The organism is Streptomyces sp. NRRL F-5630, assembly GCF_000719475.1.
Taxonomy (GTDB): domain Bacteria; phylum Actinomycetota; class Actinomycetes; order Streptomycetales; family Streptomycetaceae; genus Streptomyces.
Map to the genome: position 1 here is coordinate 46607 of NZ_JOGO01000009.1, position 26770 is coordinate 73376.

A 26770-nucleotide genomic window follows, 5' to 3' on the forward strand; every position below is an offset into this window, starting at 1 on the left:
GGGCTTCGCGGGGCTCCGCCCCACGTCCCGCTCCTCAAACGCCGCAGGGGCCTGGTCCTTGGCGGGGCTTGACCTTTCGGCGGGTCCCGGACAGACGTCTGGGGGCCGGCACCGCAAGGTGCCGGCCCCCAGACGGTGACTCACACGCTGCGGAACGCCAGGACCACGTTGTGGCCGCCGAAGCCGAAGGAGTCGTTGAGCGCCACGATGGGGCCCTCCGCCGGAAGCGCGCGGGACTCGTCGCGGATGATGTCCGCGCTGATCTCCGGGTCCAGCTCGGCGATGTTGATCGTCGGGGGGGCCGTCCGGTTCTTCACGGAGAGGATCGTCGCGACGGACTCGATGCCGCCCGCGCCCCCGAGGAGGTGCCCGGTCATCGACTTGGTCGAGGAGATCGCGATGTGCTCCAGCTCGGGCCCGAAGACCTTCGAGAGGGCCTTGATCTCACCGGCGTCGCCCAGCGGCGTCGAGGTCGCGTGCGCGTTGGCGTACACGATCTCGGCCGGGTCGAGCCCGGTCGAGGAGAGCAGGTTCTCCAGGGCGCGGGCGATGCCCTCGCCGGAGGGCTCGGGGGCAGTGATGTGGTGGCTGTCGGCCGAGATGCCCTGGCCCAGCGCCTCGGCGTAGACCGTGGCACCGCGCTTCGCGGCGTGCTCGGCGGACTCCAGGACCACGACACCGGCGCCCTCGCCGAGCACGAAGCCGTCACGGGCCGTGTCGAAGGGACGTGAGGCGCCCTCGGGGTCCTCGTTGTTCTTGGACATCGCCATCATGTTGGCGAAGGCGGCGATGGGCAGCGGGTGGATCGCCGCCTCCGTGCCGCCCGCGACGACGATGTCGGCGCGGCCCGTACGGATCATCTCGATCCCGTAGCCGATCGCCTCGGCGCCCGAGGCACAGGCCGAGACGGGGGTGTGCACCCCGGCGCGGGCGTTGACGGCGAGCCCCACGTTGGCGGCGGGCCCGTTGGGCATGAGCATCGGCACGGTGTGCGGGGAGACGCGGCGTACGCCCTTCTCCTTCAGCACGTCGTACTGGTCCAGAAGGGTCGTCACGCCGCCGATGCCGGAAGCGATCACGGCGCCGAGGCGGTCCGGGTCGACGGAGGCGTCCTCACCGGCCTTGGCGGTGAAACCGGCGTCCTTCCATGCCTCTTCGGCCGCGATGAGCGCGAACTGGGCCGAGCGGTCCAGTTTCCGCGCCTGCGGACGGGGCAGGATCTCGCCGGGCTCGACGAGGACACGTGCGGCGATCCTGACCGGCAGCTGCTCGGCCCACTCCTCGGTGAGGGCGCGGACACCGGAACGGCCGGCGAGCAGGCCGTCCCAGGTCGACTTCGCGTCGCCACCCAGCGGTGTGGTTGCGCCGATACCGGTGACGACCACGGTGCGATTGGTCGGGCTCACAGGAATTCCTTCTCCACGGATACGAGGGATTGCGGCGCCACCGCCGGGCGGCGGCAGTCACACAGGGTGGGCCATCACGGCACGAGGGTGCGTGGCGCGATGCCCCGGGCACCGAACGACCGGGCCCGGTCCCGGCCCGCGCCCGAGGACGCGGACCGGGACCGGAGCACGAGATCAGCTCTGGTGCTTGAGGATGTAATCGGCGGCGTCGCCGACGGTCTTGAGGTTCTTGACGTCGTCGTCGGGGATCTTGACGTCGAAGCGCTCCTCGGCGGCGACGACGACCTCGACCATGGACAGCGAGTCGACATCCAGGTCATCGGTGAAGGACTTGTCCAGCTGGACGTCCTCGACCGGGATACCGGCGATCTCGTTCACGATCTCGGCGAGACCGGCGACGATCTCTTCCTGAGTGGCGGCCATGTCGGCGCTCCATTCGTTGAGGGGAATTGTTACGGGGATTCCAGCGGTGGCGCCCCTCCGGCCGGCCCGTGTCGCGCTCCGTCGCCCGGGTTGAGCAGCGGGAACACGCGCGGACGCGGCCGGATGGTGCGCCTAGGGGAGGGTAACGACCGTCGCGGCGAACACGAGACCCGCCCCGAAGCCGATGAGAAGCGCGGTGTCGCCGCTCTTCGCCTGGCCGGTCGCCAGCATCCGCTCCATGGCGAGCGGGATGGAGGCGGCCGAGGTGTTGCCGGTGGTCGCGACATCGCGTGCGACCTGGACGTGCTCCGGCAGCTTCAGGGTCTTCACCATCGAGTCGATGATCCGCATATTGGCCTGGTGCGGGATGAAGACGTCCAGGTCCTCCGGGGTGATCCCGGCGGCGTCCAGCGCCTGCTGGGCGACCTTCGCCATCTCGAAGACGGCCCAGCGGAAGACCGCCTGGCCCTCCTGGGTGATGGCCGGGAAGCGTGCGACCTCGCCGGAGCGGTAGTCCGTCCACGGCACGGTCTGCTTGATGACCTCGGCCTTGTCGCCCTCGGAGCCCCAGATGGTCGGGCCTATCGCGACCTCCTGCGAGGGCCCCACGACGACCGCGCCGGCACCGTCGCCGAAGAGGAAGGCCGTCGCACGGTCCTCCAGGTCGGTGAGGTCGGAGAGCCGCTCCACGCCGAGGACGAGCACGTACTCGGCGCTGCCCTCGACGACCATGCCCTTGGCCAGCGTGAGCGCGTAGCCGAAGCCGGCGCAGCCCGCCGAGATGTCGAAGGCGGCGGGCTTGCCGCAGCCGAGCTTGTCGGCGATCTCCGTGGCGACGGCCGGGGTCTGCTTGAAGTGCGAGACGGTCGAGACGACGACCGCGCCGACCTGCTCGGGCGTGATACCGGCGTCGGCGAGGGCCTTGCCGCCCGCCTCCACCGACATCGCGGTCACGGTCTCGTCGGGGCCCGCCCAGTGCCGGCTCTCGATGCCCGAGCGCGAACGGATCCACTCGTCCGAGGAGTCGATCGTCTCCAGGATGACGTCATTGGGGACGACGCGGTGGGGCCGGTAGCCGCCGACGCCCAGGATGCGCGCGTAGGGGGCACCCTTGGCGGGCTTTATCTTCGACATCTGACGGGGCTCCTCGTCGTCCGGGCGGTTCGGGGCGGGCGGTTCGGGTTCGGGCTTCGGGCTCAGGCGGAGTGCTCCGCGAGGAGCGCGCGCGCCGCTTCGAGGTCCTCGGGGGACTTCAGCGCGAGCGTCGCGACACCCGGCAGGGCACGCTTGGCGAGACCGGTGAGGGTGCCGCCGGGGCAGACCTCGATCAGGGCGCTCGCGCCCCGCTCCTTGAACGTCTCCGTGCACAGGTCCCAGCGGACCGGGTTGGCGACCTGGCCCACGAGCCGGTCGAGCACCTCGCCGCCGGTCGCCAGGACGGCGCCGTCCTTGTTCGACACGTACGCGAGCGCCGGGTCCGCCGGGCTCAGCCCGGCCGCCGCCTTCGCCAGCGTGTCGACCGCGGGGGCCATGTGCGAGGTGTGGAAGGCGCCGGCGACCTTGAGCGGGACGACACGGCGCACCCCCTCGGGCTTGTCCTCGGCGAGCGCCGCGAGCTGCGCGGCCGTCCCCGCGGCGACGACCTGGCCGCCGCCGTTGACGTTCGCCGCGGTCAGGCCCAGCTTCTCCAGGTGCGGCGCGACCGTGGCGAGGTCCCCGCCGAGGAGGGCCGCCATGCCGGTCTCGGTGACGGCGGCGGCCTCGGCCATCGCGAGCCCCCGGGTCCGTACGAGCGCGAGCGCGGCCTCGGCGTCGAGCACCCCCGCGAAGGTGGCGGCCGTCAGCTCACCGACACTGTGCCCGGCGACCGCGCCGGGGCGCAGCGTGCCGAGCACGGGGGCTCCCGGCTCCTCCAGTGTGCCGGAGAGCGCGGCGGCCGAGAGCAGCCCGGCGGCCACGAGCAGCGGCTGGGCGACGGCGGTGTCCCGGATCGCGTCGGCGTCGGCCCGCGTCCCGTAGTGGACGAGGTCGAGTCCGACCGTCTCGGACCAGCCCGCGAGCCGCTCGGCCGCGCCGGGCAGTTCGAGCCAAGGGGTCAGGAAGCCGGGCGTCTGGGCGCCCTGGCCGGGAGCGACAAGTACAAGCACGCTCACACTCTCTCTTGTGAAGGGGCCGGTCCACCGGTGGGGACAGGGACGAATAACCGACAGGGTAATTGTCGGGAGCGTACAAAAGCCTAGGACCGCTGCTCGGCGGCGGCCAGGCGCCCCAGGATGAGCGCGATACGCAGCGTGAACGCGGAACGTACGTCCGAGGGGGACCAGCCGGTGACGTCAGTCACACGTCGGAGCCGGTAGCGCACGGTGTTCGGGTGCACGAAGAGCATCCGGGCGGCCCCCTCCAGGCTGCTCGCCTGCTCCAGGTAGACGCTCAGTGTCTCCAGGAGTGCCGAGCCCGCTTCCTGAAGTGGTCTGTAGATCTCCTCCACCAGCTGGTCCCGGGCTGCCGGGTCCGATGCCATCGCGCGCTCGGGGAGCAGGTCGTCCGCGAGCACCGGGCGCGGGGCGTCCTGCCACGCCGCCGAGGCGCGCAGCCCGGCCGCAGCCGCCGCCGCGGAGCGGGTCGCGGCGAGCAGGTCGGGGACCACGGGCCCCGCGACGACCGGACCCGCCGCGTACGGGCCGATCAGGGACTTCGCGACGGCGAGCGGATTGTCGCTGCCGCCCGCGATGACGACGAGGCGGCTGCCGAGCACCCCGGTGAGGACCTGGAGCTTCGCGTGCCTGGCGGCGCGCCGGATCGCCTCGACGGTCAGTTCGCTGTCCCCGTCGGGCGCGGTGCCGAGCAGGACGCACACGTACTCCGGCGCGTTCCAGCCGAGGGCGGCGGCCCGCGAGACGGTGCCCTCGTCGGCCTCCCCGGAGAGCACCGCATTGACCACCAGGGACTCCAGGCGCGCGTCCCAGGCGCCCCGCGCCTCGGCGGCCTGCGCGTAGACCTGCGCCGTCGCGAAGGCGATCTCGCGGGCGTACCGCAGCAGCGCCTCGCGCAGCACCGCCTCGTCGCCTGGCGCGGCCACGTCGTCGATCGCGGTCTCCATGACCTCGATCGTCGTACGGACCATCTCGACGGTCTGCCGCAGCGTGACCGCCCGGGTCAGCTCGCGCGGCGCGGTCCCGAAGACGTCCGTGGAGATCGCCTGCGGGGCCTCCGGGTGGCGGAACCACTCCGTGAAGGCCGCGATCCCCGCCTGCGCCACGAGGCCGATCCACGAGCGGTGCTCGGGAGGCATCGCCCGGTACCACGGCAGCGTCTCGTCCATCCGCTGGATGGCACGGGCGGCGAGCCGTCCCGAGGAGTGCTCCAGCCGCTTGAGGGTCGCCGCGTGCGGGTGCGCGGGGGCCTGGGAGGCGGGCGAGGCGGCGGGGCGGGATACGGAGTCGGGCACGGGACCAAGACTGCCTTATCGGGTCGCCGGACGGGGCGGCCGGGGTCCGTCACGTGCCGCACCCGCCAGGTCACGCGGTGTGCCGACGCTACGGTGGGCGCCGTGATCGACGTACGACGCGGCGCTGACCGCTACCCGGGCGGGGAGCCGGAGGCGGGCATCACGACCCGGCACGCCTTCTCCTTCGGCCCGCACTACGACCCGGACAACCTGCGCCTCGGCCCGCTCACCGCCTGCAACGAGGAGCACCTCGCGGCCGGCGCGGGCTTCGCCGAGCACCGCCACAGCGACACGGAACTGCTCACCTGGGTGGTCTCCGGGGAGCTGAGCCACCGCGACGCGCAGGGCCGGGCCACCCTCGTGCGCCCCGGCGACCTCCAGCACCTCGGCGCGGGCTCCGGCGTCCACCACGTCGAGCGCAACGACGGCGCCGGACCTCTCGTCTTCCTGCAACTGTGGCTCGCCGCCCGCGCTCCCGCCCTCACTCCCCGCTACACCGTCGTCCGCGCGCTCTCGCGGGCGTACGAGGTCCCCGAGGCGGGCGCGCTGCTGCGCGTCGCCCGCCCGGACCCGGGCGGGACGCTGCCGCTGCCGGCCGCGCCGTACGGGTACGCCCATGTCGTGCGCGGGGAGGCCGAGTTGCGCAGCGGTGATGCGGCGGGGGAGCGGCTCGCCGCGGGCGACTCCGTACGGGTACGGGCCGGAGCGGACGTGCGGGGCGCCGTCCTGCGGGCGCGGACGGCGTGCGAAGTGCTGCTCCTGGAGCTGGCCGACCCCTTCGCGTGAGCCGTCAGGCGGCGCGCAGCTCCGCGAGCACCGCGTCCGTCAGCGGCGGCCACGCCTCGATCGCCCACGGGCCGAAGGCGCGGTCGGCGAGCGCGACGCACGCCGCCTCCGCCTCCGGGTCGACCCACAGGAAGGTCCCCGACTGCCCGAAGTGGCCGAAAGTGCGCGGGGAGGAGTGGGCACCGGTCCAGTGCGGGGACTTGCCGTCGCGGATCTCGAAGCCGAGGCCCCAGTCGTTCGGCTTCTGCTGCCCGTAGCCGGGCAGGACGCCGTTGAGGCCGGGGAAGGCCACCCGTGTCGCGTCCGCGACGGTGCCCGCGTCCAGCAGGCGCGGGGCCAGGAGTTCGGCGGCGAACAGGAGCAGGTCGTCCACGGTCGAGTGGCCGTCCTTCGCGGGCGAGCCCTCCAGCGCCGTCGCGCGCATCCCGAGCGGCGCGAAGACGCCTTCGCGCAGGTACTCCGCGAAGGGGATGCCCGTCGCCCGCGCGACGTGCGCGCCGAGCGCCTCGAAACCGGCGTTGGAGTAGATGCGGCGGGTGCCGGGCGCGGCCTGGACGCGGTCCTCGTCGAACGCGAGGCCGCTCGTGTGGGCGAGGAGGTGGCGCACGGTCGCGCCCTCGGGCCCGGCGGGCTCGTCGAGTTCGACCGCTCCCTCCTCGTGGGCGAGCAGGAAGCCGTACGCGGCGAGCGGCTTGGTCACGGACGCGAGCCAGAAGCGCTTGTCCGTGGGGCCGTGCCGCCCCGCGACGGTCCCGTCGCCGCGGACGACCCCGGCGGCGGCGGTCGGGACGGGCCAGGCTTCGATCGACTTCAGGCTCTCCAGGCTCTCCATGCGGGCGAGTCTAGGCGGCGTCTTCCGGCCACCGGTGAGCGCGTATTGCCTGGAGTGCGCTCCAGGGTTCTACCGTGGGTGCGGTCCGCCTCACCCGAAGGGACAGCCATGACCCTCGCCCACCCCGTCGCCCCCGCAGGCCCGGTCAACGGCCGCGATCTGTGCCTCGCGAAGCTCGCCGACTACCCGCGCCCGGACGGCAGGGACCACTACACGATCAGCGAGGTCGTCACGCTCACCGGGCTCAGCGCCCACACCCTGCGCTGGTACGAGCGCATCGGGCTGCTGGAGGAGGTGGACCGCTCGCACACCGGGCAGCGCAGGTACCGCAACCGCGACCTCGAATGGCTCTCGTTCGTCAACAAGCTGCGGCTGACGGGGATGTCGGTGGCGGACATGGTGCGCTACGGGGAGCTGTCGCGGGCGGGGGAGCACACGGTCGCGGAGCGCCGCGAACTCCTGGAGGCGACGCGCGAGGAGGTCCGTTCGCGGATCGCGGCCCTGCAGGACACGCTGGGGGTGCTCGACCACAAGATCGGGATCTACTCCGGGCGCCCGTGAGGCGCGCGGGCCTCACAGCTGCGCCAGCAACTCCTTCTTCTTCGTCGTGAACTCCTCGTCCGTGAGCAGCCCCGCGAGGTGGAGTTCGCCGAGGTGGCGGATGCGCTCGGCGATGTCGGCCGGGTCGGAGCGCAGCGCGGCGACCGCGGGGGCGGTCTCGCTCGTATCGCTCCTCGCCGCGCCGCTCCTGGTGGCGGCGAGGACGGCGGCGGCGAAGGGGAGGGACTCGTGCACGGGGCCGTACCCGAGGCCGAAGACGACGGCCGCCGGGTCGTGGTCGGCGGCGGGTCCCGCCGCCGCGTCCGGGCCCGGCGCGGTGCCAGGGGCCGTGGCCGTGCACGGGGTGGGGTGGCGGGGCAGCAGGCGCAGGTAGCCGTCGAGTATCTCGGGCGAGCGCCACTCGACCCCGCTCAGCGCCGCGACGGGGAAGGACTGGTCGCCCGCCTTCCACTTGGCGCTCGACGCGCCCGTGCGCGACCAGCGGAAGGAGACCACCGAGCCGTCGAAGCTCGCCTTGCCGTCGTACGCCTTGAACTGCTGCGGTCCCTCGGGCGCGGCCACGAGGAAGCTCTCGGCGGGCTCGGCCGCGCCGGGCCCCAGGCGGTCGCGGATCTGCGCCGCGTGGAACCCGGCCAGTTCCTCGCGCTCGGCGGGCAGCACGAGGCGGTACGGGTCGCAGTTCTCCTTGAGCTGGCCCGCCGCCGCCTCCATCAGCGGGTCGGCCCCCGCGCGCGGCACGGCGCGCAGCACGACGGTGCCGCGCCGCCCCGGGGCGAGCGTCACCGTGTCGAGCGCCGCGAGCGGCACCCGGCGCTCCCCGAGCACCTGGAGCAGCTTCGGTGTCCGGATTCCCCGTTCGTAGCGGATGAGCACGGAGTCGTCCGCGAACTCCCAGGTGGCATGGAAACCGGCCAATACATCACCCATGCGGCTCATCGTATGCGGCACGCGCTTCTCCGTCCCCTCTCCTGCGGCCCGCCGGTCCGCTTGACCGGCGCTTTTCTCCCGGGCCCCGACCTCTGGTCCCTCTCCCGTCCCGCCCGGTGCGCGCGGTGGCGGGTACGGACGTTCCGTCTCCGCTCCGCGTCGCGGACGGCGTGCCGCCGGTGCGGCCACGGGACGGTCCGCCGCTCAGGCGTGGCTCGTCCCCCGCACGGGCACCCCCGTCCTGCACCCCGCGCCGCCCGGCGCGCAGCCGACGTCCGCGAAGTCCCCCGTGCCGATGCGCGCGAGATTGCGCAGGCTCGCCGTACCGGGCACGAAGTAGCCACCGTGCCCCACCGCACCCGTCGAGGAGAAGACCCGGGCGCCGAAGTCCTTGCCGACCGGGTCGGCCCCGTGCCCGAGCGAGCCGAGTTCCACGTGCGGCACGTCCCTGATCCAGTCGCCCGCATCCCGCGTCGCCCACACCCGCGCCTTCGTGCCGAGCCCCGCCGCGTTCCGGCTGCGCATTCCCGGGCTGCCCGCGACGGCGATGTCGGTGACCGTGCGCGGCAGCCGGCCGGCCGCGACCCCGCACACCACGGAGCCGTAGCTGTGGCACACGAGCGCGACCTTCAGCCCGCCCGGCAGCCCTCGCACGAAGGCATCGAGCAGCCCCGCGCCCTCCTGCGCGCGGGTCGCCGTCGCCGCCTCGACGCCGATGCCGCCGGGCGCCGTGTAGTCGGCCCAGGCGACCACGGCGGTACGGGCCCGGGGCGCCGCCGCGCGTTCGGCGGCGTAGAGCGAGCGGCCCATCCCCGAGGGCGCGGTGAAGGGCCGGTTCGTGCGCTCGAAGGTCATGAGCGCGGTGTCCACCCCCGGGACGACGACCGCGACGCGGCGCGCGTGCGCGAGATCGCCGAAGACCTCCGCCGCGCGGCCCGAGCCGTTCGGGTCGAAGGCGAGGAAGTCGCGGTCCGGGCGGAGCATCGACGTGTAGCGCGCCACCCGGTCCGCGGCCTCCTCGCGTCCCTCCGGCGACAGGCGCGGGTCCTGGGTGCGGCGCACCTCGTGGTCGCGGGCCTGGGTGAGGGCGAGCCGGTTGGCGGCGTAGCGCAGGGTGAGCGGGGCGCCGTTCATATTGCCCACGGCCAGCGGATAGCGGTGGACGAGCCGCTCGCGCTGGGCGGGGCGCAGCGCGGCGAAGAACTCGCGCAGGCGCTCCGGCGGCGAGGCGGCGTCCGGCAGGGAGCGGTGGTCGAGGCGCGCGTGGTTCCAGGCCCGTACCGACAACTGGAGGGGGCCGCCGGGCGCGTGCCGGGCCTTGACCGCCGTCCAGCCGGTCGTGGCGAGCATGACGAAGACGACCGCCACCGCGAGCAGCGCTCGCCAGGCGTTGAGTTGGGGGGACGAGTCGAAGGAAGTCACTGCGCCACACCCTAGGAGACGGCAAGCACCGGAGGTCAAACCGGTGAGCCACGTCACCCTGGCGCCCGCCGGAAGGAAGCCGATCGGCCCGCACCCGTCCGGACAAGCCGTACCGACCGGCCCTTCCGCGCCCCGAGGCTGCCCCCGCCCGGTCCCGGTCGTGCCCCGCGGCCCCTTCCCCGCCCCCGGCCCGCTCCCGGTCCGTGCCCCGGCCGGTGCGGTCCGGCCTCCTCGGTTCAGGACGGCACGGCCTCCTCGCCGGCCGGGCGGGCGCGGGCGGGCGGCTCGGCTGTCGCGGACTGGCGCGGTACGAGCCCCGTGCGGTCGCCCGGCTCCCCGTCGCTGCCGCCCGTACCGCCGGGATCGCCCCTCCCGTCGGCGTTCCCGCCCCACTCCCTGAGCAGGGACGGGGCCAGGTGGTCCAGGTGCTGGACGGCGAGGGCGCGCAGCGCCTCGACGCTGCCGTCCTCGCCCGCGCCCCAGCGGTACTCGGCGAGCCGCATCACGCCGCCGAAGGCCGCGACCACCACGCGGGGGCGCGGGTCCCTCTCCGGGTCGACGCCCTCGCGCGCGGCGATCACCCGCGCCATCTCCTCCTCGCTCTCGCCCGCCCTCCGCAGCCGCGCGGCGAGCAGCGCGGGGGTCCTGGCCACGAGACGGCACGTGCGCAGATGCAGGTCCACGGGGACGGAGAGCCCGGCCACCTCGGGCAGCTCGCCCCAGGACTCCAGGACCGCGCGGCGCAGCGCGAGCACCGGCGGCTCACCGGCGGGGCGGGCGCGCAGCGCCTGGAGGAACCAGCGCTCGATGAGTTCCTGGGTCGCGAGGGCGACGTGCTCCTTGGTGGCGAAGTAGCGGAAGAAGGTACGGGTCGAGACCTCGGCGCGGGCGGCGATCTCGTCCACCGTCGTCCTCTCGTAACCGCCTGCGGCGAAGAGTTCCAGCGCCGTGCGCAGGAGTCGCTCCCGGGTGCGCGTCTTCTTGCGCTCGCGCAGGCCGCCCCGCTCGGGCGCACCGTCCGCCCCGCCGTCCTGCCTCTGCTCCGTCACCCTGCTCCTCGCTCCTTCGCCCGGCCCGCGCGCGTGAGCTGCCCCTTTGTCCCCGGGCGCGGGCCCGCCGGTTGCCGGCACATGAAATTGATTGTCAACTGTCTTGTTCTGACAGTAATTTGACGCCCATGACTAGTCAGACCACCGTCGGACCGGAGGACGGGACGCCGCTCGCGCCCCTCGGCAAGGGAGCACGCGGCAGCCTGCGCGGCCGTCCCTGGCTGACGCTCTTCGGAGTTGCTATCGGCGTCATGATGGTCGCCCTTGACGGCACCATCGTCGCCATCGCCAATCCGGCCATCGCGGACGACCTGAACACGAGCCTCGCCGGAGTGCAGTGGATCACCAACGGCTACCTCCTGGCCCTCGCGGTGGCGCTCATCACGGCGGGCAAGCTCGGTGACCGCTTCGGCCACCGCCAGACCTTCTTGATAGGCGTGGCGGGCTTCGCGCTCGCCTCCGGCGTCATCGGGCTCTCCTCCAGCGTCTCGCTCGTCGTCGCCTTCCGCGTCCTCCAGGGGCTCTTCGGCGCGCTCCTGATGCCGGCCGCGCTCGGCCTGCTGCGCGCGACCTTCCCCGCCGAGAAGCTCAACATGGCCATCGGCATCTGGGGCATGGTCATCGGCGCGTCCACGGCGGGCGGCCCGATCGTCGGCGGGCTGCTCGTCGAGCACGTCTCCTGGCAGTCCGTGTTCTTCGTCAACGTGCCGGTCGGCGTCGCCGCCCTCGTCCTCGGCCTCTTCATCCTCAAGGACCACCGGGCCGCGAACGCCCCGCGCTCCTTCGACGTGCCCGGCATCGTGCTGCTCTCCGGAGCCATGTGCTCCCTGATCTTCGCGATCATCAAAACGGGTGATGGCTGGAGCTGGGGCGACGGGCGGACGTGGGGGCTCCTCGCCCTCTCCGTCGTGTGCTTCGCCGCCTTCGCCGCCTGGCAGACGCGCGCGAAGGAACCGCTCGTGCCGCTCGCCATGTTCCGCTCGGTCGCGCTCTCGGCGGGCACCGTGCTCATGGTGCTCATGGCGATCGCCTTCCTCGGCGGCATCTTCTTCGTCACCTTCTACCTCCAGGGCGTGCACCGCCTCAGCGCCGTCGACAGCGGCCTGCACCTGCTCCCGCTCACCGCCATGATGATCATCGCCTCGCCGATCGCCGGGGTGCTCATCACGCGTTTCGGGCCGCGCGTGCCGCTCGTCGGCGGGATGCTCGCCACCGCGGCCTCGATGTTCGGTCTCTCGACCCTGGAGGCGGACACGGGGACGGTCACGATGTCGCTGTGGTTCGCGCTCCTCGGCCTCGGTCTCGCCCCGGTCATGGTCGGTGCCACGGAGGTCATCGTCGGCAACGCGCCGCTCGAACTCTCCGGCGTGGCGGGCGGCCTCCAGCAGTCGGCGATGCAGGTCGGCGGCGCGCTCGGCACGGCCGTGCTCGGCGCCGTGATGGCCGCGCGCGTCAACAAGGACCTCCCGGGCAACTGGACGGACGCGGGCCTGCCGAAGCTCACGGGCGCCCAGCTCGACCAGGCGTCCCAGGCCGTCCAGCTCGGTGTCCCGCCCGTACCGCCGCACGCCCCGAAGGAGGTCGCGGCGCAGATCACCACGGTCGCCCACGACACCTTCATGTCCGGCATGGGCCTCGCCTGCACCGTCGCCGGGATCGTCGCCCTCGTCGCGGCGGCCGTCGCGACGCTCACCAAGCGGGGCGACAACGCGGCCGAAGGCGCGGGCGCCGCGCACCTCTGACCCGACCGCCCACCCACGTCAACGAAGGGCCCCGCCGGCTCACCCCGCGGGGCCCTTCCCGATGTCCGGGGACCTTTTCCCCTATCAGTGCGGTCCCGCTCGTGGCGGCTTCCGCGGCGGACGCGGAGCGGCCCAGAGTGCGCGTCAGAAACGGCACCCACCGAAAGGACCCGCCCCATGCGGACGACCCTGACCACGCTCGCCTGCGCCCTCACCCTCGGCGCGACCCTCCTCACCCCGGCCGAGGCGGCGGCCCCGGCGCGCACCGGGGCCGGCTCCTCCGGGAAATGCGGCCAGGGCGAGCTGTGCCTGTGGCCCGGCACCGGGTACGGGGGCCGCCGCACCGTCCACGAACTCTCCGCCACCGACATCGAGAGCTGTGTCCCGCTGGGCGGCAGAGCGGGAGCCCTCTCGCTGGCCAACCGCACCGGCCGCCCCGTCACGACGTACCAGTCCGCGGAGTGCGGGGAGACGGGGGAGTTCGAGACGTACCCCGGTGGCGGCACGTGGCTCCCCGAATCCCCCTACAGGGTCAGGGCGTTCAAGATCTGGGAGAGGTGAGGCGAGCCCAGCGACCGCAGTCGGGACGACGGACCCCTCCGGCATGGGAGGAGCGGGGTCCGGGGGCGGAGCCGCGTGAGGCCCCGCCCCGCCGAGGGCTACGCGTCGCCCCCCGCCGCACCCGGGTCGGCCGCCGCCACGTCGAGCAACTGGTAGCGGTCGATCGCCCGCCGCAGCACCCCGTGTTCCAGCGCCCCGTCGCGCACCAGCTCCGTCAGGACACCCAGCACGATCGACGGCGCGTCGATGTGGAAGAAGCGCCGGGCCGCCCCCCGCGTGTCGGCGAAGCCGAACCCGTCGGCGCCCAGCGAGCCGTACCGCCCCGGCACCCACCGCGCGATCTGGTCCGGAACAGCGCGCATCCAGTCCGAGACGGCCACGCAGGGGCCGTCGGCGTCCGCCAGCTTCCGCGTCACGTACGGCACCCGCGTCTCCTCCTCCGGGTGGAGGAGGTTGTGCTCCTCGGCCGCGACCGCCTCGCGCCGCAGCTCGTTCCACGACGTCGCCGACCACACGTCCGCGCGCACGTCCCAGTCCTCGGCGAGCAGCCGCTGCGCCTCCAGCGCCCACGGCACCGCGACGCCCGAGGCGAGGATCTGCGCGCGCCGGCTCCCGGCCTCGCCGCGGCGCAGCAGGTGCAGGCCCTTGACGATGCCCTCGACGTCCACGTCCTCCGGCTCGGCCGGGTGCTGGATCGGCTCGTTGTAGACCGTCAGGTAGTAGAAGACGTCCTCGGCGTCCGGCCCGTACATGCGCCGCAGCCCCTCGCGGACGATGTGCGCGATCTCGTACCCGTACGCGGGGTCGTAGGCGACGCACGCCGGGTTCGCCGAGGCGAGCAGCTGGGACTGGCCGTCCGCGTGCTGAAGCCCCTCGCCGGTCAGTGTCGTGCGCCCGGCGGTCGCGCCGAGGACGAAGCCGCGCGCCAACTGGTCGCCCATCTGCCAGAACTGGTCGCCGGTGCGCTGGAACCCGAACATCGAGTAGAAGACGTAGACCGGGATGAGCGGCTCGCCGTGCGTCGCGTACGCGGACCCCGCCGCGATGAGCGAGGCGACGCAGCCCGCCTCCGAGATGCCGTCGTGCAGCATCTGGCCGGTCGGCGACTCCTTGTAGGCGAGCAGGAGTTCGCGGTCGACCGACTCGTACTGCTGGCCGAGCGGGTTGTAGATCTTCGCGCTCGGGAAGAAGGAGTCCATCCCGAAGGTGCGGTACTCGTCGGGCGCGATGAGCACGAAGCGCCGCCCGATCTCCTTGTCCCGCATGAGGTCCTTGAGCAGCCGCACGAACGCCATCGTCGTGGCGATCGACTGCTGCCCGGTGCCCTTCTTCACCGTCGCGTACGTCTTGTCCCCCGGCAGCGCGAGGGGCTTCGCGCGCACGACCCGCGTCGGCACGTACCCACCGAGCGCCTGCCGCCGCTCGTGCATGTACTGGATCTCCTCCGAGTCCCTGCCCGGGTGGTAGTACGGCGGCAGGCCGCCCTGCAGGTCCTTGTCGGGGATGGGCAGGTGGAGGCGGTCGCGGAAGCCCTTGAGGTCGTCGACCGTGAGCTTCTTCATCTGGTGCGTCGCGTTGCGGCCCTCGAAGTTCGGCCCGAGCGTCCAGCCCTTGACGGTCTGCGCGAGGATCACCGTCGGCTGGCCCTTGTGCTCCTTCGCCGCCGAGAACGCCGCGTACACCTTGCGGTGGTCGTGACCGCCGCGCCCGAGGTGCAGGATCTGGTCGTCGCTCATGTTCTCGACCATGGAGCGCAGCCGCTGGTCCCCGCCGAAGAAGTGCTCCCTGATGTACGCGCCCGTCTCCGTCGCGTACGTCTGGAACTGGCCGTCCGGCGTCGTGTTCAGCTTGTTCACGAGGAGGCCGTCGCGGTCCTGCGCGAGCAGCGGGTCCCACGTGCGGTCCCAGATCAGCTTGATCACGTTCCAGCCCGCGCCCCGGAACTGCGACTCCAGCTCCTGGATGATCTTGCCGTTGCCGCGCACCGGGCCGTCGAGGCGCTGGAGGTTGCAGTTGACGACGAACGTCAGGTTGTCGAGGTTCTCGCGCGCGGCGATCGAGAGCTGGCCGAGCGACTCGACCTCGTCCATCTCGCCGTCGCCGAGGAAGGCCCACACGTGGGAGCGCGAGGTGTCGGCGATCCCGCGCGCCTCCATGTAGCGGTTCATCCGCGCCTGGTAGATCGCCGAGAGCGGGCCGAGGCCCATCGAGACGGTCGGGAACTCCCAGAAGTCCGGCATCGAGCGCGGGTGCGGGTAGCTCGGCAGGCCGTCGGGGGCCTTCGACTTCTCCTGCCGGAAGCCGTCGAGCTGGGCCTCCGTGAGGCGGTCCAGGAGGAAGGCGCGCGCGTAGATGCCGGGCGAGGCGTGGCCCTGGAAGAAGATCTGGTCGCCGCCGTCGCCCTCGTCCTTGCCCCGGAAGAAGTGGTTGAAGCCGACGTCGTAGAGGCTCGCCGAGGACGCGAACGTCGCGATGTGCCCGCCGACCCCGATCCCCGGGCGCTGCGCGCGCGAGACCATCACGGCCGCGTTCCACCGCGTCGCGTTGAGTACCTTGCGCTCGATCTCCTCGTTGCCAGGGAAGAAGGGCTCGTCCCTCGTCGCGATCGTGTTGACGTAGTCGGTGCTGCGCATCTCCGGCACGGCGACGCGTTTCTCCCGGGCCCGCTCGATGAGGCGGAGCATCAGGTAGCGGGCGCGCTCGCTGCCGCGCGCGTCGACGGCGGCGTCGAGCGAGTCGAGCCACTCCTGGGTCTCCTCGGGATCGAAGTCGGGGACCTGGCTGGGGAGGCCGCCGATGATGATCGGGGTGGGGTCCTGTGGCACGGGGTTCCCTTCGGGGGGCGGCGGTGGAGTTGACACGATATGTGCGGGTGTGCGTACGCACGGTGAAATGGCGCGTCGGGTTCGCCCTCTCCGTCGGCTTCCCTCGGGGCTCCGCCCCGAACCCCGTGTGCGGCTCCGCTCCGGCGCCCTTCCGGGGCTCGGCCCCGTACCCCGCTCCTCAAGCGCCGGAGGGGCTGGGTTTGCGGGGCCCGCTCCGCAAGCGCCCGGGGGTGGGTTCGTGGGGCGCCGCCCCACACTCCGCTCCTCAAACGCCGGAGGGGCTGGTGTTTGCGGGGCTCTGGTCCTCAAGCGTCGGAGGGGCTGGAGGGCTGAGGGAGCGGAGTGCTGGGGGGAGGGCCTGTGGAGGCCCGGGAGGGGGTCGAGGTGCCGGGTGGGAGAATTGGGGAAGAATGGGCTCATGGGCCGGTGCACGAAGCGGAGCGCAAAGGTGTCCGAAGTTGGAGGACACCGCCCGGAAAGTCACTGTTTCAGCGGTCTCGGCTGCCGGGTACTTGCGCGATCGGTCCCGCCCGTGTGGACTACGCCCCATGCCCCCGCGCCCGCGGGGGCGCAGCACATCCCGAAACGATCAGGAGGCAATCCGTGAGCGCGACCGCGGACCACGCGGAGGAGCGGACCAGCCCTGCCGTACGGCTGGGTTTCCAGCCCGAGCAGGTGGTCCAGGAGATCGGCTACGACGAGGACGTCGACCAGGAGCTCCGCGAGGCCATCGAAGAAGCCACAGGCACGGAGCTGGTGGACGAGGACTACGAGGACCTCGTCGACGCCGTGGTCCTCTGGTTCCGCGACGAGGACGGCGACCTGACGGACGCGCTGGTCGACGCCTCGCAGCTGGTCGACGACGGTGACCTCGTCCTGCTCCTGACCCCGAAGACGGGCCGGGACGGGTACGTCGAGCCGAGCGACATCAACGACGCGGCGCGGACCGCCGGATTCACCCAGACCAAAAGCACGAGTGTCGGCAAGGACTGGATCGGCACCCGTCTGGTCACCCCGAAGGCCAACGCGAAGGCCAAGCGCTGAACCGTACGGCGCCCACCGGGCCCCCACCGCTCCCACGGACTCCTCAAGGGCGGCGGGGGCCCGGTGCGTAGGGTGGGGGCGGCGCCGGGCCCGTACGGCCCGGGGCGCCGTTACCCGTACGTATCACCGCAAAGGATCGGTACCCATGGCGATCGAGGCCGGCACCAAGGCCCCCGAGTTCGAGCTCAAGGACCACCACGGCCGCACCGTGCGCCTCTCGGACTTCCGCGGCGAGAAGAACGTGGTCCTTCTCTTCTTCCCGTTCGCCTTCACCGGGGTCTGCACCGGCGAGCTGTGCGCCCTGCGCGACGAGCTGCCGAAGTTCGAGAACGCCGACACCCAGCTGCTCGCGGTCTCCAACGACTCCGTGCACAGCCTGCGCGTCTTCGCCGAGCAGGAGGGCCTGGAGTACCCGCTGCTCTCCGACTTCTGGCCGCATGGCGAGGTCTCGCGCGCCTACGGCGTCTTCGCCGAGGACAAGGGCTGCGCGGTGCGCGGCACCTTCATCATCGACAAGGAGGGCGTCGTGCGCTGGACGGTCGTCAACGACCTCCCGGACGCGCGCGACCTGGGCGAGTACCTCAAGGCGCTCGAGACCCTCTGATCCGGCTCGTTGCCCGGCGCGTCCCGGGCCTTCGACACGCACCGCGCGAGCCCGGACGCAAGACCCCGTTTCCGGCGGGAACCGGTCACTACTATCCGTACGTTGTCCCGGATGACGACATACGAAGGTGGCGACCGGTACCCGCCACCCACCCCGACATCATTGGAGGACCCGTGGGAGTCAGCCTCAGCAAGGGCGGCAACGTATCCCTGACCAAGGAGGCCCCCGGCCTCACCGCCGTGACCGTGGGTCTCGGCTGGGACGTGCGCACGACGACCGGCACCGACTTCGACCTCGACGCCAGCGCGATCCTCACGAACGCCGAGGGCAAGGTCTCCGGCGACGGGGACTTCGTCTTCTTCAACAACCTCAAGAGCTCCGACGGCTCCGTCGAGCACACCGGTGACAACACCACCGGTGAGGGCGAGGGCGACGACGAGGCGATCAAGGTCAACCTCGCCGCCGTCCCCGCGACGGTGGACAAGATCGTCTTCCCGGTCTCGATCTACGACGCCGAGAACCGCCAGCAGTCCTTCGGCCAGGTCCGCAACGCCTTCATCCGCGTCGTGAACCAGGCCAACGGCACCGAGATCGCCCGCTACGACCTCTCCGAGGACGCCTCGACCGAGACCGCCATGGTCTTCGGCGAGCTGTACCGCAACGGTGCCGAGTGGAAGTTCCGCGCCATCGGCCAGGGCTACGCCTCGGGCCTGCGCGGCATCGCCCAGGACTTCGGCGTCAACGTCTGAGCCGTACGGACCGAGCCCCCCGGGGCTCCGAGCCGTACGAAGGTTTTGAGCCGTACGCGGCTCCGAGCAGCCGTGCGGGCAGGGACCGGCCGCGCGCCCCCCGTCCCCCGTCCGCGGCGGAGACCGCCCCCCGGGGCGCCGTCGCCGCCGCGGGCGGCCCGGACGGCGGCGCGCGGCTTGTTCCGTACCGCCTCCGCTCTTCAGCGGTCCACCAGGGGAGGAAACACATGGGTGTCACGCTCGCCAAGGGAGGCAATGTCTCCCTCTCCAAAGCCGCGCCGAACCTGAGCAACGTCCTCGTCGGCCTCGGCTGGGACGCCCGCTCGACCACCGGTGCCCCCTTCGACCTCGACGCCAGCGCCCTGCTGTGCGCGAACGGGCGGGTCCTCGGCGACGAGTGGTTCGTCTTCTACAACCAGCTCACGAGCCCCGACGGCTCCGTCGAGCACACCGGGGACAACCTCACGGGTGAGGGCGAGGGCGACGACGAGTCGCTCCTCGTCGACCTGAACAAGGTCCCCGCGCACTGCGACAAGATCGTCTTCGCCGTCTCCATCCACGAGGCGGAGGCCCGCAGGCAGAGCTTCGGGCAGGTGTCCAACGCCTTCATCCGCGTGGTCAACCAGGCGGACGGGCAGGAACTGGCCCGGTACGACCTCTCCGAGGACGCCTCGACCGAGACGGCGATGATCTTCGGCGAGGTCTACCGCTACGGACAGGAATGGAAGTTCAGGGCGGTGGGCCAGGGGTACGCGTCCGGCCTCAGGGGCATCGCTCTAGACTTCGGGGTCAACGTTTCGTAAAGCCGGACACGGCGCGGAGGGAGAGCTCCTCCAGACAGGTCCGGAGGGGCCCTCCAACGATGGGGAATACGCAGTGCTGTTGAAAACCTTCGGCTGGTCCTTCGCGATCACCGTGCTCGGCCTGGTGGCCGCCGCCTTCTACGGCGGCTGGACCGCCTTCGGCGTCGTGGCGATCCTCGCGGTCCTGGAGATCTCGCTCTCCTTCGACAACGCGGTGATCAACGCCGGAATCCTGAAGAAGATGAACGCCTTCTGGCAGAAGATCTTCCTCACCATCGGTGTCCTGATCGCGGTCTTCGGTATGCGGCTCGTCTTCCCGGTCCTGATCGTGGCGGTCACCGCCAAGATCAACCCGGTCGACGCCGTGGACCTCGCGATCAACAACAAGCACCACTACCAGGAACTCGTCACCGACGCCCACCCGGCCATCGCGGCCTTCGGCGGGATGTTCCTGCTGATGATCTTCCTCGACTTCATCTTCGAGGACCACGACATCAAGTGGCTGGGCTGGCTGGAGCGCCCGCTCGCCAAGCTGGGCAAGGTCGACATGCTGTCGGTCTGCGTCGCCCTGATCCTGCTGCTCATCGCCTCCATGACGGTCGCGACGCACGCGCACGTGCACGGCGGCGGCCACGTCGACAAGGCCGAGACCGTCCTGCTCTCCGGCATCGCGGGGCTCATCACGTATCTCATCGTCGGCGGGCTCTCCGGATTCTTCGAGAACAAGCTCGAAGAGGAGGAGGAACGCGAGGAGGAGGCCGAGGAGGAGGCCGTCAAGAGCGGCAAGTCCCGCTCCGCCGTCGCGCTCGCCGGCAAGGGCGCCTTCTTCATGTTCCTCTACCTGGAGGTCATCGACGCCTCCTTCTCCTTCGACGGGGTCATCGGCGCCTTCGCGATCACCAACGACATCATCCTGATGGCGCTGGGCCTCGGCATCGGCGCGATGTACATCCGTTCGCTGACGGTCTACCTCGTCCGCCAGGGCACCCTGGACGACTACGTCTACCTGGAGCACGGCGCGCACTACGCGATCGGCGCCCTCTCCGTCCTCCTCCTCGTCACCATCCGGTACGAGATCCCCGAGGTCGTCACCGGCCTCATCGGCGTCGTGCTGATCGCCGCTTCCTTCTGGTCCTCGGTGCGGCGCAACAAGCGCATCGAGGCGGAGGAGGGGCACGAGGCCGAAAAGGTCTCCGCCTGAGCCCTCGCGGGATCCGGGAGACAGCCGGGCCGCGCGCTTTCGGCCAGGTCACGGCAGAAGCGCGGGCCCGGGTGTAACGGGACCCGGGCGCTGGGCACCCTCTTCGTGCGGGGCGGTCCGAGGACACCTCGGGCCGCCCCGCGCGCGTTGGTCACGACGGGAACGACAGAGGTGTGAGGGGCATGGCCTTCCTGGACGGGCTGCGGGGCGGAGCCGCCGCCTTCGACAGCGGAAACACGAGCGGCAGCGCGATCGAGCTGACCAAACGGCACCCCACGGTTTCCCTCTCCAAAGAGGGCGCCGTCTCGGGGAACCTGCGGGTCAATCTCTCCTGGCGGATGCGGACGAGCGACTTCGGCGAGCGGCGCCCCGGCGGGGGGCTGCGCGGCGGCTGGCGCAACCCGCTGAAGTTCTTCCAGCCCGAGGTCGTCCAGGCGCACACGCAGTCCATGGTCAATGTCGACCTCGACCTCGGCTGCCTCTACGAGCTGAAGGACGGCACCAAGGGCGTCGTGCAGCCGCTCGGCGGCTTCCTCGGCGACCTCAACGAGCCGCCCTACCTCAAGCTCAGCGGCGACGACCGCTTCGGCGCCCCCTCCGGCGAGACGATGTACGTCAACCTCGACCAGAAGGACGAGTTCAAGCGGCTGCTCGTCTTCGTCTACATCTACGACCAGACGCCCGCCTTCGAGCGCACGCAGGCGCAGGTCACCCTCTACCCCAGCAGCGGCCGGCAGATCGTCATCGACCTCGACGAGCGGGCCCCCGAGGCGCGCTCGTGCGCGGTGCTGCGGATCGAGAACGTGAAGGGCGACCTGGTCGTGCACCGGGAGGTGCGGTTCGTGTACGGCTTCCAGGCCGAGCTGGACCGCCTGTACGGGTGGGGCCTGCAATGGGGGCGCGGGTTCAAGCCGAAGGCGGGGCGCTGAGGAGCGGCCCGCGCCGGACGCGAGCCGTTACCTGAGGAACTGCGGCCCCATCAGCGGCAGGCCGCTCTCCGGCTCCTGCTGCGGGTGGCTGTACGGGTCGGGGACGGGCTGCCGCGGGTACCCGTACGGGGCGGGGGGCGCCGCCGGGGGCGGCGGGTAGCCGTAGGCCGGGACGGGGGCGGGGGCCGGGACGGGGGCCGGTTCCGCCGCCGGGGCCGGGGCGGGCGCCGCCGACTCGTCGACCGTGATGCCGAAGTCCGTCGCGAGGCCGATCAGGCCGTTGCTGTACCCCTCGCCGAGCGCGCGGAACTTCCACTCGCCGCCCCTGCGGTACAGCTCCCCGCAGATCAGCGCCGTCTCGGCGCCCGTCTCCGGGCGGATGTCGAAGGACGCGTACGGCTCCGCGTTCTCCCCGGCCGCCGCGTCGAGCAGCAGCAGGCGCAGGTCCCGTACGCCCTCGAAGGGCAGGCCCTCGGCCGAGGCGACGAGCAGGACCCGCTCCACCTCCGCGTCCACCCGCGCCAGATCGGCCTGGATCGAGTCCCGCATACTGCTGCCCAGGCGCCGCTTGCCGAGGCTCCACACCGTCCCCGAGGGGTGCCTCGGCTGGTTGTAGAAGACGAAGTCGTCGTCGGAGCGCACGCGTCCGTCCGCCCCGAGCAGCAGCGCCGAGGCGTCGACCACCGAGACCTCGGGGCTGGGTGACCAGCACACGACGGCGCGGACCGCCGCCGCCTCGACCGGGACGTTCGAGCCTTTCAGCATGGCGTGCGTCATACCGTCATCCTGCCTTCCCGGGGTACCCGTGGACAACGCGGGTGTCCCCGTGCCGCACGGGCGGGCGCCCCTTCCGTGTCGAGCCGCCCACCCCGGGGACACCAGAAGTTCACGGGCCGGGGGAACCACTCCGGCCAGCCCGTACGTACTATTACCGGTCACTTCTCTTCGAACGTTTCTTCCACTTGCGGGGTCAGATGCAGCATTTCGGGCACATCGCCCCGGCGGAACGCGCACGGCTCTTCCACCGGGAGCCGCGCCCCTTCGCCGCGGACTCGCCGCCGGAGTTCCTCGCGACCGCGCTCGGCGCGACCCTGTACACGCCGGCGACGCGGCCCCGGCTCGCCGAGGACGTGCGCAAGCAGGCCGCGCGCGGCACGGTCTCCATGGTGCTGTGCCTGGAGGACTCCATCAGCGACGAGGACGTGCCCGCCGCCGAGCGGAACCTCGTCCACCAGCTCGGCGTCCTCGCCGCCGGGCCCGCCGACGGGCTCCCGCTGCTCTTCGTGCGGGTGCGCACGCCCGAGCAGCTCGGCGACCTCGCCCGCCGTCTCGGCCCCCTGATCCGGGTGCTCAGCGGCTTCGTCCTGCCCAAGTTCACCGAGAAGTGCGGACTCGCCTTCCTGGAGGCCCTCGCCGCCGCCGAGAGCGCCGCCGGACACCGGCTCTACGCGATGCCCGTCCTCGAATCGCCCGAACTGCTCCACCTGGAGACCCGCCACGAGGCCCTGGCCGGAATCGCGCGCACCGTCGGCGCCCACCGCGACCGCGTCCTCGCCCTGCGCCTCGGGGTCACCGACTTCTGCTCCGCCTACGGACTGCGCAGGCCCGCCGACCTCACCGCCTACGACGTCCGGATCGTCGCCTCGGTCATCGCCGACGTCGTCAACGTCCTCGGCCGCGCGGACGGCAGCGGCTTCACCATCACCGGACCCGTCTGGGAGTACTTCCCCGTCGCCGAGCGCATGTTCAAGCCCCAGCTGCGCCGCACGCCCTTCGTCGGCGGCGAGGCCGACGACCTGCGGGACGCGCTCATCGAGCACGACATGGACGGACTCCTGCGCGAGATCGCGCTCGACCGCGCCAACGGGCTGCTCGGCAAGACCTGCATCCACCCCAGCCACGTCGCCCCCGTGCACGCCCTCTCCGTCGTCACGCACGAGGAGTACAGCGACGCCGAGGACATCCTGCGGCCCGAGCGGGGCGGGGGCGGGGTGCTCCGCTCCGCGTACACGAACAAGATGAACGAGGTGAAGCCGCACCGCGCCTGGGCCGAGCGCGTCCTGCGCCGCGCGGACGCCTTCGGCGTCGCCCGCGAGGACGTCGGCTTCGTCGACCTCCTCGCCGCCGTCACCCCCCAGGACGCCCTGTGAGCCCCGCGCGACACCCCCGGCGACCGGACGAAAGAGACGCACACGTGGTGTGGACAGGAAGCTGGGTCACCGAGCGCCTCGGCGTACGGCTGAGCGGCGGCCCCGGCATCGAGGACATGCTCGGCCTCGCGCTGCGCCGCAACCCCAAGCGCGCCCACCTCCTCGTCTCGCACGTCCTCGGCAAGCACGTCCCGCGCTCCCCGCGCGTCGTCGCCGAGGCCGGGCGCGCGCTCGGCCGCGAGGTCCGGGCCCTGCTCGGCGCGGCGGCGGACGAGGCCGTCGTCCTCGGCTACGCCGAGACCGCCACCGGACTCGGGCACTGCGTCGCCGACGGCATCGGCACCGCCCCGTACCTCCACTCCACCCGCCGCCCCGTCCCCGGCATCACCCCCGTCGGCGGCTTCGAGGAGGCGCACTCGCACGCCACCTCGCATCTCCTGCTCCCCGCCGACCCGGCGCTGCTCACCGCCCCGGGACCGCTCGTCCTCGTCGACGACGAGTTCTCGACCGGCTCCACCGTCATCAACACCCTGCGCGAACTGCACGCCCTGAGCCCCCGCACCCACTACGTCGTCGTCGCCCTCACCGACATGCGCGGCCCCGCCGACCGCGCCCGCCTCGACGCCTTCGCCGCCGAGCTGGACGCCCGCGTCGACCTCGTCGCCGCCGTCGCCGGTCACGTCGAGCTGCCCCCCGACGTGCTGGACCGCGGGCTCGCCCTGGTGGCCGCCGAGGAAGCGCGCCAGGCAGGCCGGGCCCGTACCGCCGACGACGCGGGGACCCGGGCGACGCCCCTGCGCCTGGAGCTCGACTGGCCCGCCGGGCTCCCCGAAGGGGGCCGCCACGGCTTCACGCCCGCCGACAGGGACCGGCTCGACGCCGCGCTGCCCGGCCTCGCCGAGCACGTGCGCGCGGCGCTCCCCGAGGGCGGCGGGCGGCTGCTCGTCCTCGGGACCGAGGAGCTGATGTACGCGCCGCTGCGCCTCGCCGAGGCGGTCGAGACGGAGGCGCCGGAGTGGGACGTGTGCTTCTCGACCACGACCCGCTCCCCGGTCCTCGCCGTCGACGACCCCGGCTACGCGATCCGCACCGCGCTCACCTTCCCCGCCCACGACGACCCGGCGGACGGCCCCGGCCCGCGCCACACCTACAACGTCGCGGGCGCGGGCTTCGACGCGCTCCTCCTCGTCACCGACGCCGCGGGCGACACCCCCGCGCTCCACGCCCCCGGCGGCCTCCTCGACACGCTCGCCGCGCACACTCCCCGGCTCCTGTACGCGGCGCTCCCGCACCACGCGCCCCGCGTCCCCCACCCCCGTACCGCACCGGAGGACACCCTGCTCCCCGAACCGCTCCGCGGCCCCGCCTTCTCAAGCTACCCCGCCGCCGACGTCGGCTGGCTGCTCCAGGACCTCTCGGACACGGCGCTCGAAGCCCCCACCGAGGAGCGCGAGGAGGCGATCCAGAGCGGCGGCGCGCACTACGCCGAGTCGCTGCCCGTCGAGTACCAGCCGACCCCCGCCTACCAGCGGCTCTACCACGAGGCGCTCGACGCCTCCGCCGCGCGCGTCGCGACCGCCGTGGGCACCGTCACCGAGACGGTGCTCGCCGAGCGCTCCCCGCGCCCCGTCCTCGTCTCGCTCGCCCGCGCCGGGACCCCCGTCGGGGTGCTCATGCGGCGCTGGGCGCGAGAGCGGCACGGCATCGACGTGCCCCACTACGCCGTCTCGATCGTGCGCGGACGCGGCATCGACGCCAACGCGCTGCGCTGGCTCGCCGCCCACCACGACCCGCGCGACGTCGTCTTCGTCGACGGCTGGACCGGCAAGGGCGCCATCACCCGCGAACTCGCCGAAGCCCTGGAGGACTTCCCGGGCTTCGACCCCGGGCTCGCCGTCCTCGCCGACCCCGGCTCCTGCGTACGCACCTACGGCACGCGCGAGGACTTCCTCATCCCGTCCGCGTGCCTCAACTCCACCGTCTCGGGGCTCATATCCCGTACGGTCCTGCGCGCCGACCTCGTCGGACCCGACGACTTCCACGGCGCCAAGTTCTACCGCGAACTGGCCGGTGCGGACGTCTCGAACGCCTTCGTCGACACCGTCGCCGCCCGTTTCACCGAGGTCGCCGAGACCGTCGGGCAGCGCGTCAAGGAACTCGCCGGCAGCGACCGCGCGCCGACGTGGGAAGGTTGGCGGGCGGTGGAACGCCTCAGCGAGGAGTACGGGATCAACGACGTCAACCTCGTCAAGCCCGGTGTCGGCGAGACCACACGCGTCCTCCTGCGCCGCGTGCCGTGGCGCATCGTCGCGCGACGCGACGCGGGCGCCGACCTCGACCACATCAGGCTCCTCGCCGAGCAGCGCGGCGTCCCCGTCGAGGAGACCGACGACCTCCCGTACACGTGCGTGGGGCTCATCCACCCCCGCTACACGCGCGGCGCCACCGGCGCGAACGGCAAGGCGGTGAACGTCGCGTGAGCCCCGTCCTCGTCGCGAGCGACCTCGACCGCACCCTCATCTACTCCTCGCGCGCGCTCGCCCTCACGGGCCCCGACGAACAGGCCCCGCGGCTGCTGTGCGTCGAGGTCTACCGGGGCGAGCCGCTCTCGTACGTCACCGAGACCGCCGCCGCGCTCCTCACCGAACTCGCCGCGCGCACCGCGTTCGTCCCCACCACGACGCGCACCCCCGCGCAGTACGCCCGCGTCCACCTCCCCGGCCCCCCGCCCCGCTTCGCGATCTGCGCCAACGGGGGCCGCATCCTCGTCGACGGCGAGAGCGACCCCGCCTGGAGCCGCCGGGTGGAACGCGCCGTCGCCGACGGCTCGGCGCCGCTCGCCGCGATGCGCGAGCGCCTGCTCGACGGCGCGGAGCCCACGTGGCTCCTCAAGGAACGCGTCGCGGAGGACCTCTTCGCCTACCTCGTCGTCGACCGCGCGCTCCTCCCCGCCGACTGGCTCGACGAGACGGCCGCCTGGGCGCACGCCCACGGCTGGACCGTCTCGCTCCAGGGCCGCAAGCTCTACGCGGTGCCGCGCGCCCTCACCAAGAGCGCGGCCCTCCGCGAGGTCGCCGACCGCACCGGCGCGACGCTCACCCTCGCGGCGGGCGACTCGCTCCTCGACGCCGACCTGCTCACCGCCGCCGACCGCGCCTGGCGTCCCGGCCACGGCGAACTCGCCGACCAGGGCTGGCGGCACGAGGGCGTGACGGCGCTGGAGGAGGTGGGGGCCGCGGCAGGCGAGGAGATCGTCCGCAGGTTCCTGAAGGCGGCGGAGGAGGAGGAGCGGGCCGGGGGCTGAGCGG

General features: G+C 72.7%; 24 protein-coding genes. 13 read left to right on the plus strand and 11 right to left on the minus strand.

Features of this window, described 5'->3' with window-relative positions:
• Positions 1-140 precede the first annotated feature (140 nt).
• The 5 genes from fabF to IF99_RS0106675 all read right to left on the minus strand — a co-directional run bounded on the left by fabF (position 141) and on the right by IF99_RS0106675 (position 5277).
• The gene (gene fabF, locus IF99_RS0106655) at positions 141-1406 is read right to left on the minus strand and encodes a beta-ketoacyl-ACP synthase II (RefSeq protein ID WP_030995410.1); all 1266 of its coding nucleotides are present in this window, start codon (positions 1404-1406) and stop codon (positions 141-143) included.
• A gap of 174 nt (positions 1407-1580) precedes the next feature.
• Positions 1581-1829, minus strand: a complete 249-nt coding sequence (locus IF99_RS0106660; protein ID WP_008748219.1) for an acyl carrier protein — start codon at positions 1827-1829, stop codon at positions 1581-1583.
• A 132-nt stretch (positions 1830-1961) separates the two neighbouring features.
• On the minus strand, positions 1962-2963 hold the full coding sequence (locus IF99_RS0106665) for a ketoacyl-ACP synthase III (protein ID WP_030995411.1): 1002 nt from the start codon (positions 2961-2963) through the stop codon (positions 1962-1964).
• 62 nt (positions 2964-3025) lie between these two features.
• Positions 3026-3976: an ACP S-malonyltransferase gene (locus tag IF99_RS0106670; protein ID WP_030995412.1), complete on the minus strand. Its 951-nt coding sequence runs from the start codon at positions 3974-3976 to the stop codon at positions 3026-3028.
• An 89-nt stretch (positions 3977-4065) separates the two neighbouring features.
• The gene (locus IF99_RS0106675) at positions 4066-5277 is read right to left on the minus strand and encodes a PucR family transcriptional regulator (RefSeq protein WP_030995413.1); all 1212 of its coding nucleotides are present in this window, start codon (positions 5275-5277) and stop codon (positions 4066-4068) included.
• Between the two features lie 93 nt (positions 5278-5370).
• On the opposite strand from IF99_RS0106675, the gene IF99_RS0106680 reads away from it, so the two are divergent.
• Entirely contained in the window at positions 5371-6063 is a 693-nt protein-coding gene (locus IF99_RS0106680) for a pirin family protein (protein WP_030995414.1), read from the plus strand.
• Positions 6064-6067: 4 nt separating this feature from the next.
• On the opposite strand, the gene IF99_RS0106685 is transcribed toward IF99_RS0106680, so the two are convergent.
• Entirely contained in the window at positions 6068-6886 is an 819-nt protein-coding gene (locus tag IF99_RS0106685; protein WP_030995415.1) for a serine hydrolase domain-containing protein, read from the minus strand.
• Between the two features lie 117 nt (positions 6887-7003).
• Between IF99_RS0106685 and IF99_RS0106690 the strand changes: the two genes are divergently transcribed.
• On the plus strand, positions 7004-7456 hold the full coding sequence (locus IF99_RS0106690) for a MerR family transcriptional regulator (protein ID WP_030995416.1): 453 nt from the start codon (positions 7004-7006) through the stop codon (positions 7454-7456).
• Positions 7457-7468: 12 nt separating this feature from the next.
• On the opposite strand, the gene IF99_RS0106695 is transcribed toward IF99_RS0106690, so the two are convergent.
• The 3 genes from IF99_RS0106695 to IF99_RS0106705 all read right to left on the minus strand — a co-directional run bounded on the left by IF99_RS0106695 (position 7469) and on the right by IF99_RS0106705 (position 10854).
• A complete protein-coding gene (locus IF99_RS0106695; protein WP_030995417.1) occupies positions 7469-8383 on the minus strand; it encodes a DUF4429 domain-containing protein in 915 nt (304 codons plus the stop codon).
• A gap of 204 nt (positions 8384-8587) precedes the next feature.
• Positions 8588-9805: an alpha/beta hydrolase gene (locus IF99_RS0106700; RefSeq protein ID WP_030995418.1), complete on the minus strand. Its 1218-nt coding sequence runs from the start codon at positions 9803-9805 to the stop codon at positions 8588-8590.
• A gap of 236 nt (positions 9806-10041) precedes the next feature.
• The gene (locus tag IF99_RS0106705) at positions 10042-10854 is read right to left on the minus strand and encodes a TetR/AcrR family transcriptional regulator (protein WP_030995419.1); all 813 of its coding nucleotides are present in this window, start codon (positions 10852-10854) and stop codon (positions 10042-10044) included.
• 251 nt (positions 10855-11105) lie between these two features.
• Here IF99_RS0106705 and IF99_RS0106710 point away from each other — a divergent pair, with 251 nt between their 5' ends.
• Together IF99_RS0106710 and IF99_RS0106720 are read left to right on the plus strand one after the other, a co-directional pair.
• A complete protein-coding gene (locus IF99_RS0106710) occupies positions 11106-12596 on the plus strand; it encodes an MFS transporter (RefSeq protein WP_420705646.1) in 1491 nt (496 codons plus the stop codon).
• Positions 12597-12773: 177 nt separating this feature from the next.
• Complete coding sequence (locus IF99_RS0106720) at positions 12774-13157, plus strand: peptidase inhibitor family I36 protein (RefSeq protein WP_030995421.1); 384 nt, start codon at positions 12774-12776, stop codon at positions 13155-13157.
• A 98-nt stretch (positions 13158-13255) separates the two neighbouring features.
• On the opposite strand, the gene aceE is transcribed toward IF99_RS0106720, so the two are convergent.
• Positions 13256-15982, minus strand: coding sequence for a pyruvate dehydrogenase (acetyl-transferring), homodimeric type (gene aceE, locus IF99_RS0106725; RefSeq protein ID WP_030995422.1), 2727 nt, complete (start codon positions 15980-15982; stop codon positions 13256-13258).
• A 603-nt stretch (positions 15983-16585) separates the two neighbouring features.
• Here aceE and IF99_RS0106730 point away from each other — a divergent pair.
• The 6 genes from IF99_RS0106730 to IF99_RS0106755 all read left to right on the plus strand — a co-directional run bounded on the left by IF99_RS0106730 (position 16586) and on the right by IF99_RS0106755 (position 21312).
• Positions 16586-17026, plus strand: coding sequence for a DUF3052 domain-containing protein (locus tag IF99_RS0106730; RefSeq protein WP_030995423.1), 441 nt, complete (start codon positions 16586-16588; stop codon positions 17024-17026).
• 145 nt (positions 17027-17171) lie between these two features.
• Entirely contained in the window at positions 17172-17630 is a 459-nt protein-coding gene (locus IF99_RS0106735) for a peroxiredoxin (protein ID WP_030995424.1), read from the plus strand.
• 173 nt (positions 17631-17803) lie between these two features.
• Positions 17804-18379: a TerD family protein gene (locus IF99_RS0106740; protein WP_030995425.1), complete on the plus strand. Its 576-nt coding sequence runs from the start codon at positions 17804-17806 to the stop codon at positions 18377-18379.
• A 227-nt stretch (positions 18380-18606) separates the two neighbouring features.
• Positions 18607-19182: a TerD family protein gene (locus IF99_RS0106745; protein ID WP_030995426.1), complete on the plus strand. Its 576-nt coding sequence runs from the start codon at positions 18607-18609 to the stop codon at positions 19180-19182.
• 73 nt (positions 19183-19255) lie between these two features.
• Positions 19256-20383, plus strand: a complete 1128-nt coding sequence (locus IF99_RS0106750; RefSeq protein WP_030995427.1) for a DUF475 domain-containing protein — start codon at positions 19256-19258, stop codon at positions 20381-20383.
• Between the two features lie 182 nt (positions 20384-20565).
• Positions 20566-21312 (plus strand): Tellurium resistance, encoded by a 747-nt coding sequence (locus IF99_RS0106755; RefSeq protein ID WP_030995428.1) that lies wholly within the window; start codon positions 20566-20568, stop codon positions 21310-21312.
• A 27-nt stretch (positions 21313-21339) separates the two neighbouring features.
• Here the strand turns inward: IF99_RS0106755 and IF99_RS0106760 are convergent, their stop codons facing one another.
• Entirely contained in the window at positions 21340-22089 is a 750-nt protein-coding gene (locus IF99_RS0106760; RefSeq protein WP_037826541.1) for a TerD family protein, read from the minus strand.
• A 197-nt stretch (positions 22090-22286) separates the two neighbouring features.
• Here IF99_RS0106760 and IF99_RS0106765 point away from each other — a divergent pair, with 197 nt between their 5' ends.
• The 3 genes from IF99_RS0106765 to IF99_RS0106775 are packed head-to-tail and all read left to right on the plus strand — an operon-like array spanning position 22287 to position 26766.
• A complete protein-coding gene (locus IF99_RS0106765) occupies positions 22287-23462 on the plus strand; it encodes an HpcH/HpaI aldolase/citrate lyase family protein (RefSeq protein WP_030995430.1) in 1176 nt (391 codons plus the stop codon).
• A gap of 44 nt (positions 23463-23506) precedes the next feature.
• On the plus strand, positions 23507-25942 hold the full coding sequence (locus tag IF99_RS0106770) for a phosphoribosyltransferase (RefSeq protein ID WP_030995431.1): 2436 nt from the start codon (positions 23507-23509) through the stop codon (positions 25940-25942).
• A complete protein-coding gene (locus IF99_RS0106775; RefSeq protein WP_030995432.1) occupies positions 25939-26766 on the plus strand; it encodes a hypothetical protein in 828 nt (275 codons plus the stop codon). Before IF99_RS0106770 ends, IF99_RS0106775 begins: the two co-directional genes overlap by 4 nt.
• The last annotated feature ends 4 nt before the right edge of the window (positions 26767-26770 follow it).

Bases quoted from the DNA above. Each gene is read 5' to 3' on its own strand.
- IF99_RS0106710 (WP_420705646.1), top strand. From the start codon at position 11,106: ATGATGGTCGCCCTTGACGGCACCATCGTCGCCATCGCCAATCCGGCC.
- IF99_RS0106735 (WP_030995424.1), top strand. From the start codon at position 17,172: ATGGCGATCGAGGCCGGCACCAAGGCCCCCGAGTTCGAGCTCAAGGAC.
- IF99_RS0106665 (WP_030995411.1), bottom strand. From the start codon at position 2,963: ATGTCGAAGATAAAGCCCGCCAAGGGTGCCCCCTACGCGCGCATCCTG.
- IF99_RS0106745 (WP_030995426.1), top strand. From the start codon at position 18,607: ATGGGTGTCACGCTCGCCAAGGGAGGCAATGTCTCCCTCTCCAAAGCC.
- IF99_RS0106760 (WP_037826541.1), bottom strand. From the start codon at position 22,089: ATGACGCACGCCATGCTGAAAGGCTCGAACGTCCCGGTCGAGGCGGCG.
- IF99_RS0106720 (WP_030995421.1), top strand. From the start codon at position 12,774: ATGCGGACGACCCTGACCACGCTCGCCTGCGCCCTCACCCTCGGCGCG.
- IF99_RS0106755 (WP_030995428.1), top strand. From the start codon at position 20,566: ATGGCCTTCCTGGACGGGCTGCGGGGCGGAGCCGCCGCCTTCGACAGC.
- IF99_RS0106660 (WP_008748219.1), bottom strand. From the start codon at position 1,829: ATGGCCGCCACTCAGGAAGAGATCGTCGCCGGTCTCGCCGAGATCGTG.
- IF99_RS0106690 (WP_030995416.1), top strand. From the start codon at position 7,004: ATGACCCTCGCCCACCCCGTCGCCCCCGCAGGCCCGGTCAACGGCCGC.
- IF99_RS0106695 (WP_030995417.1), bottom strand. From the start codon at position 8,383: ATGGGTGATGTATTGGCCGGTTTCCATGCCACCTGGGAGTTCGCGGAC.
- IF99_RS0106765 (WP_030995430.1), top strand. From the start codon at position 22,287: ATGCAGCATTTCGGGCACATCGCCCCGGCGGAACGCGCACGGCTCTTC.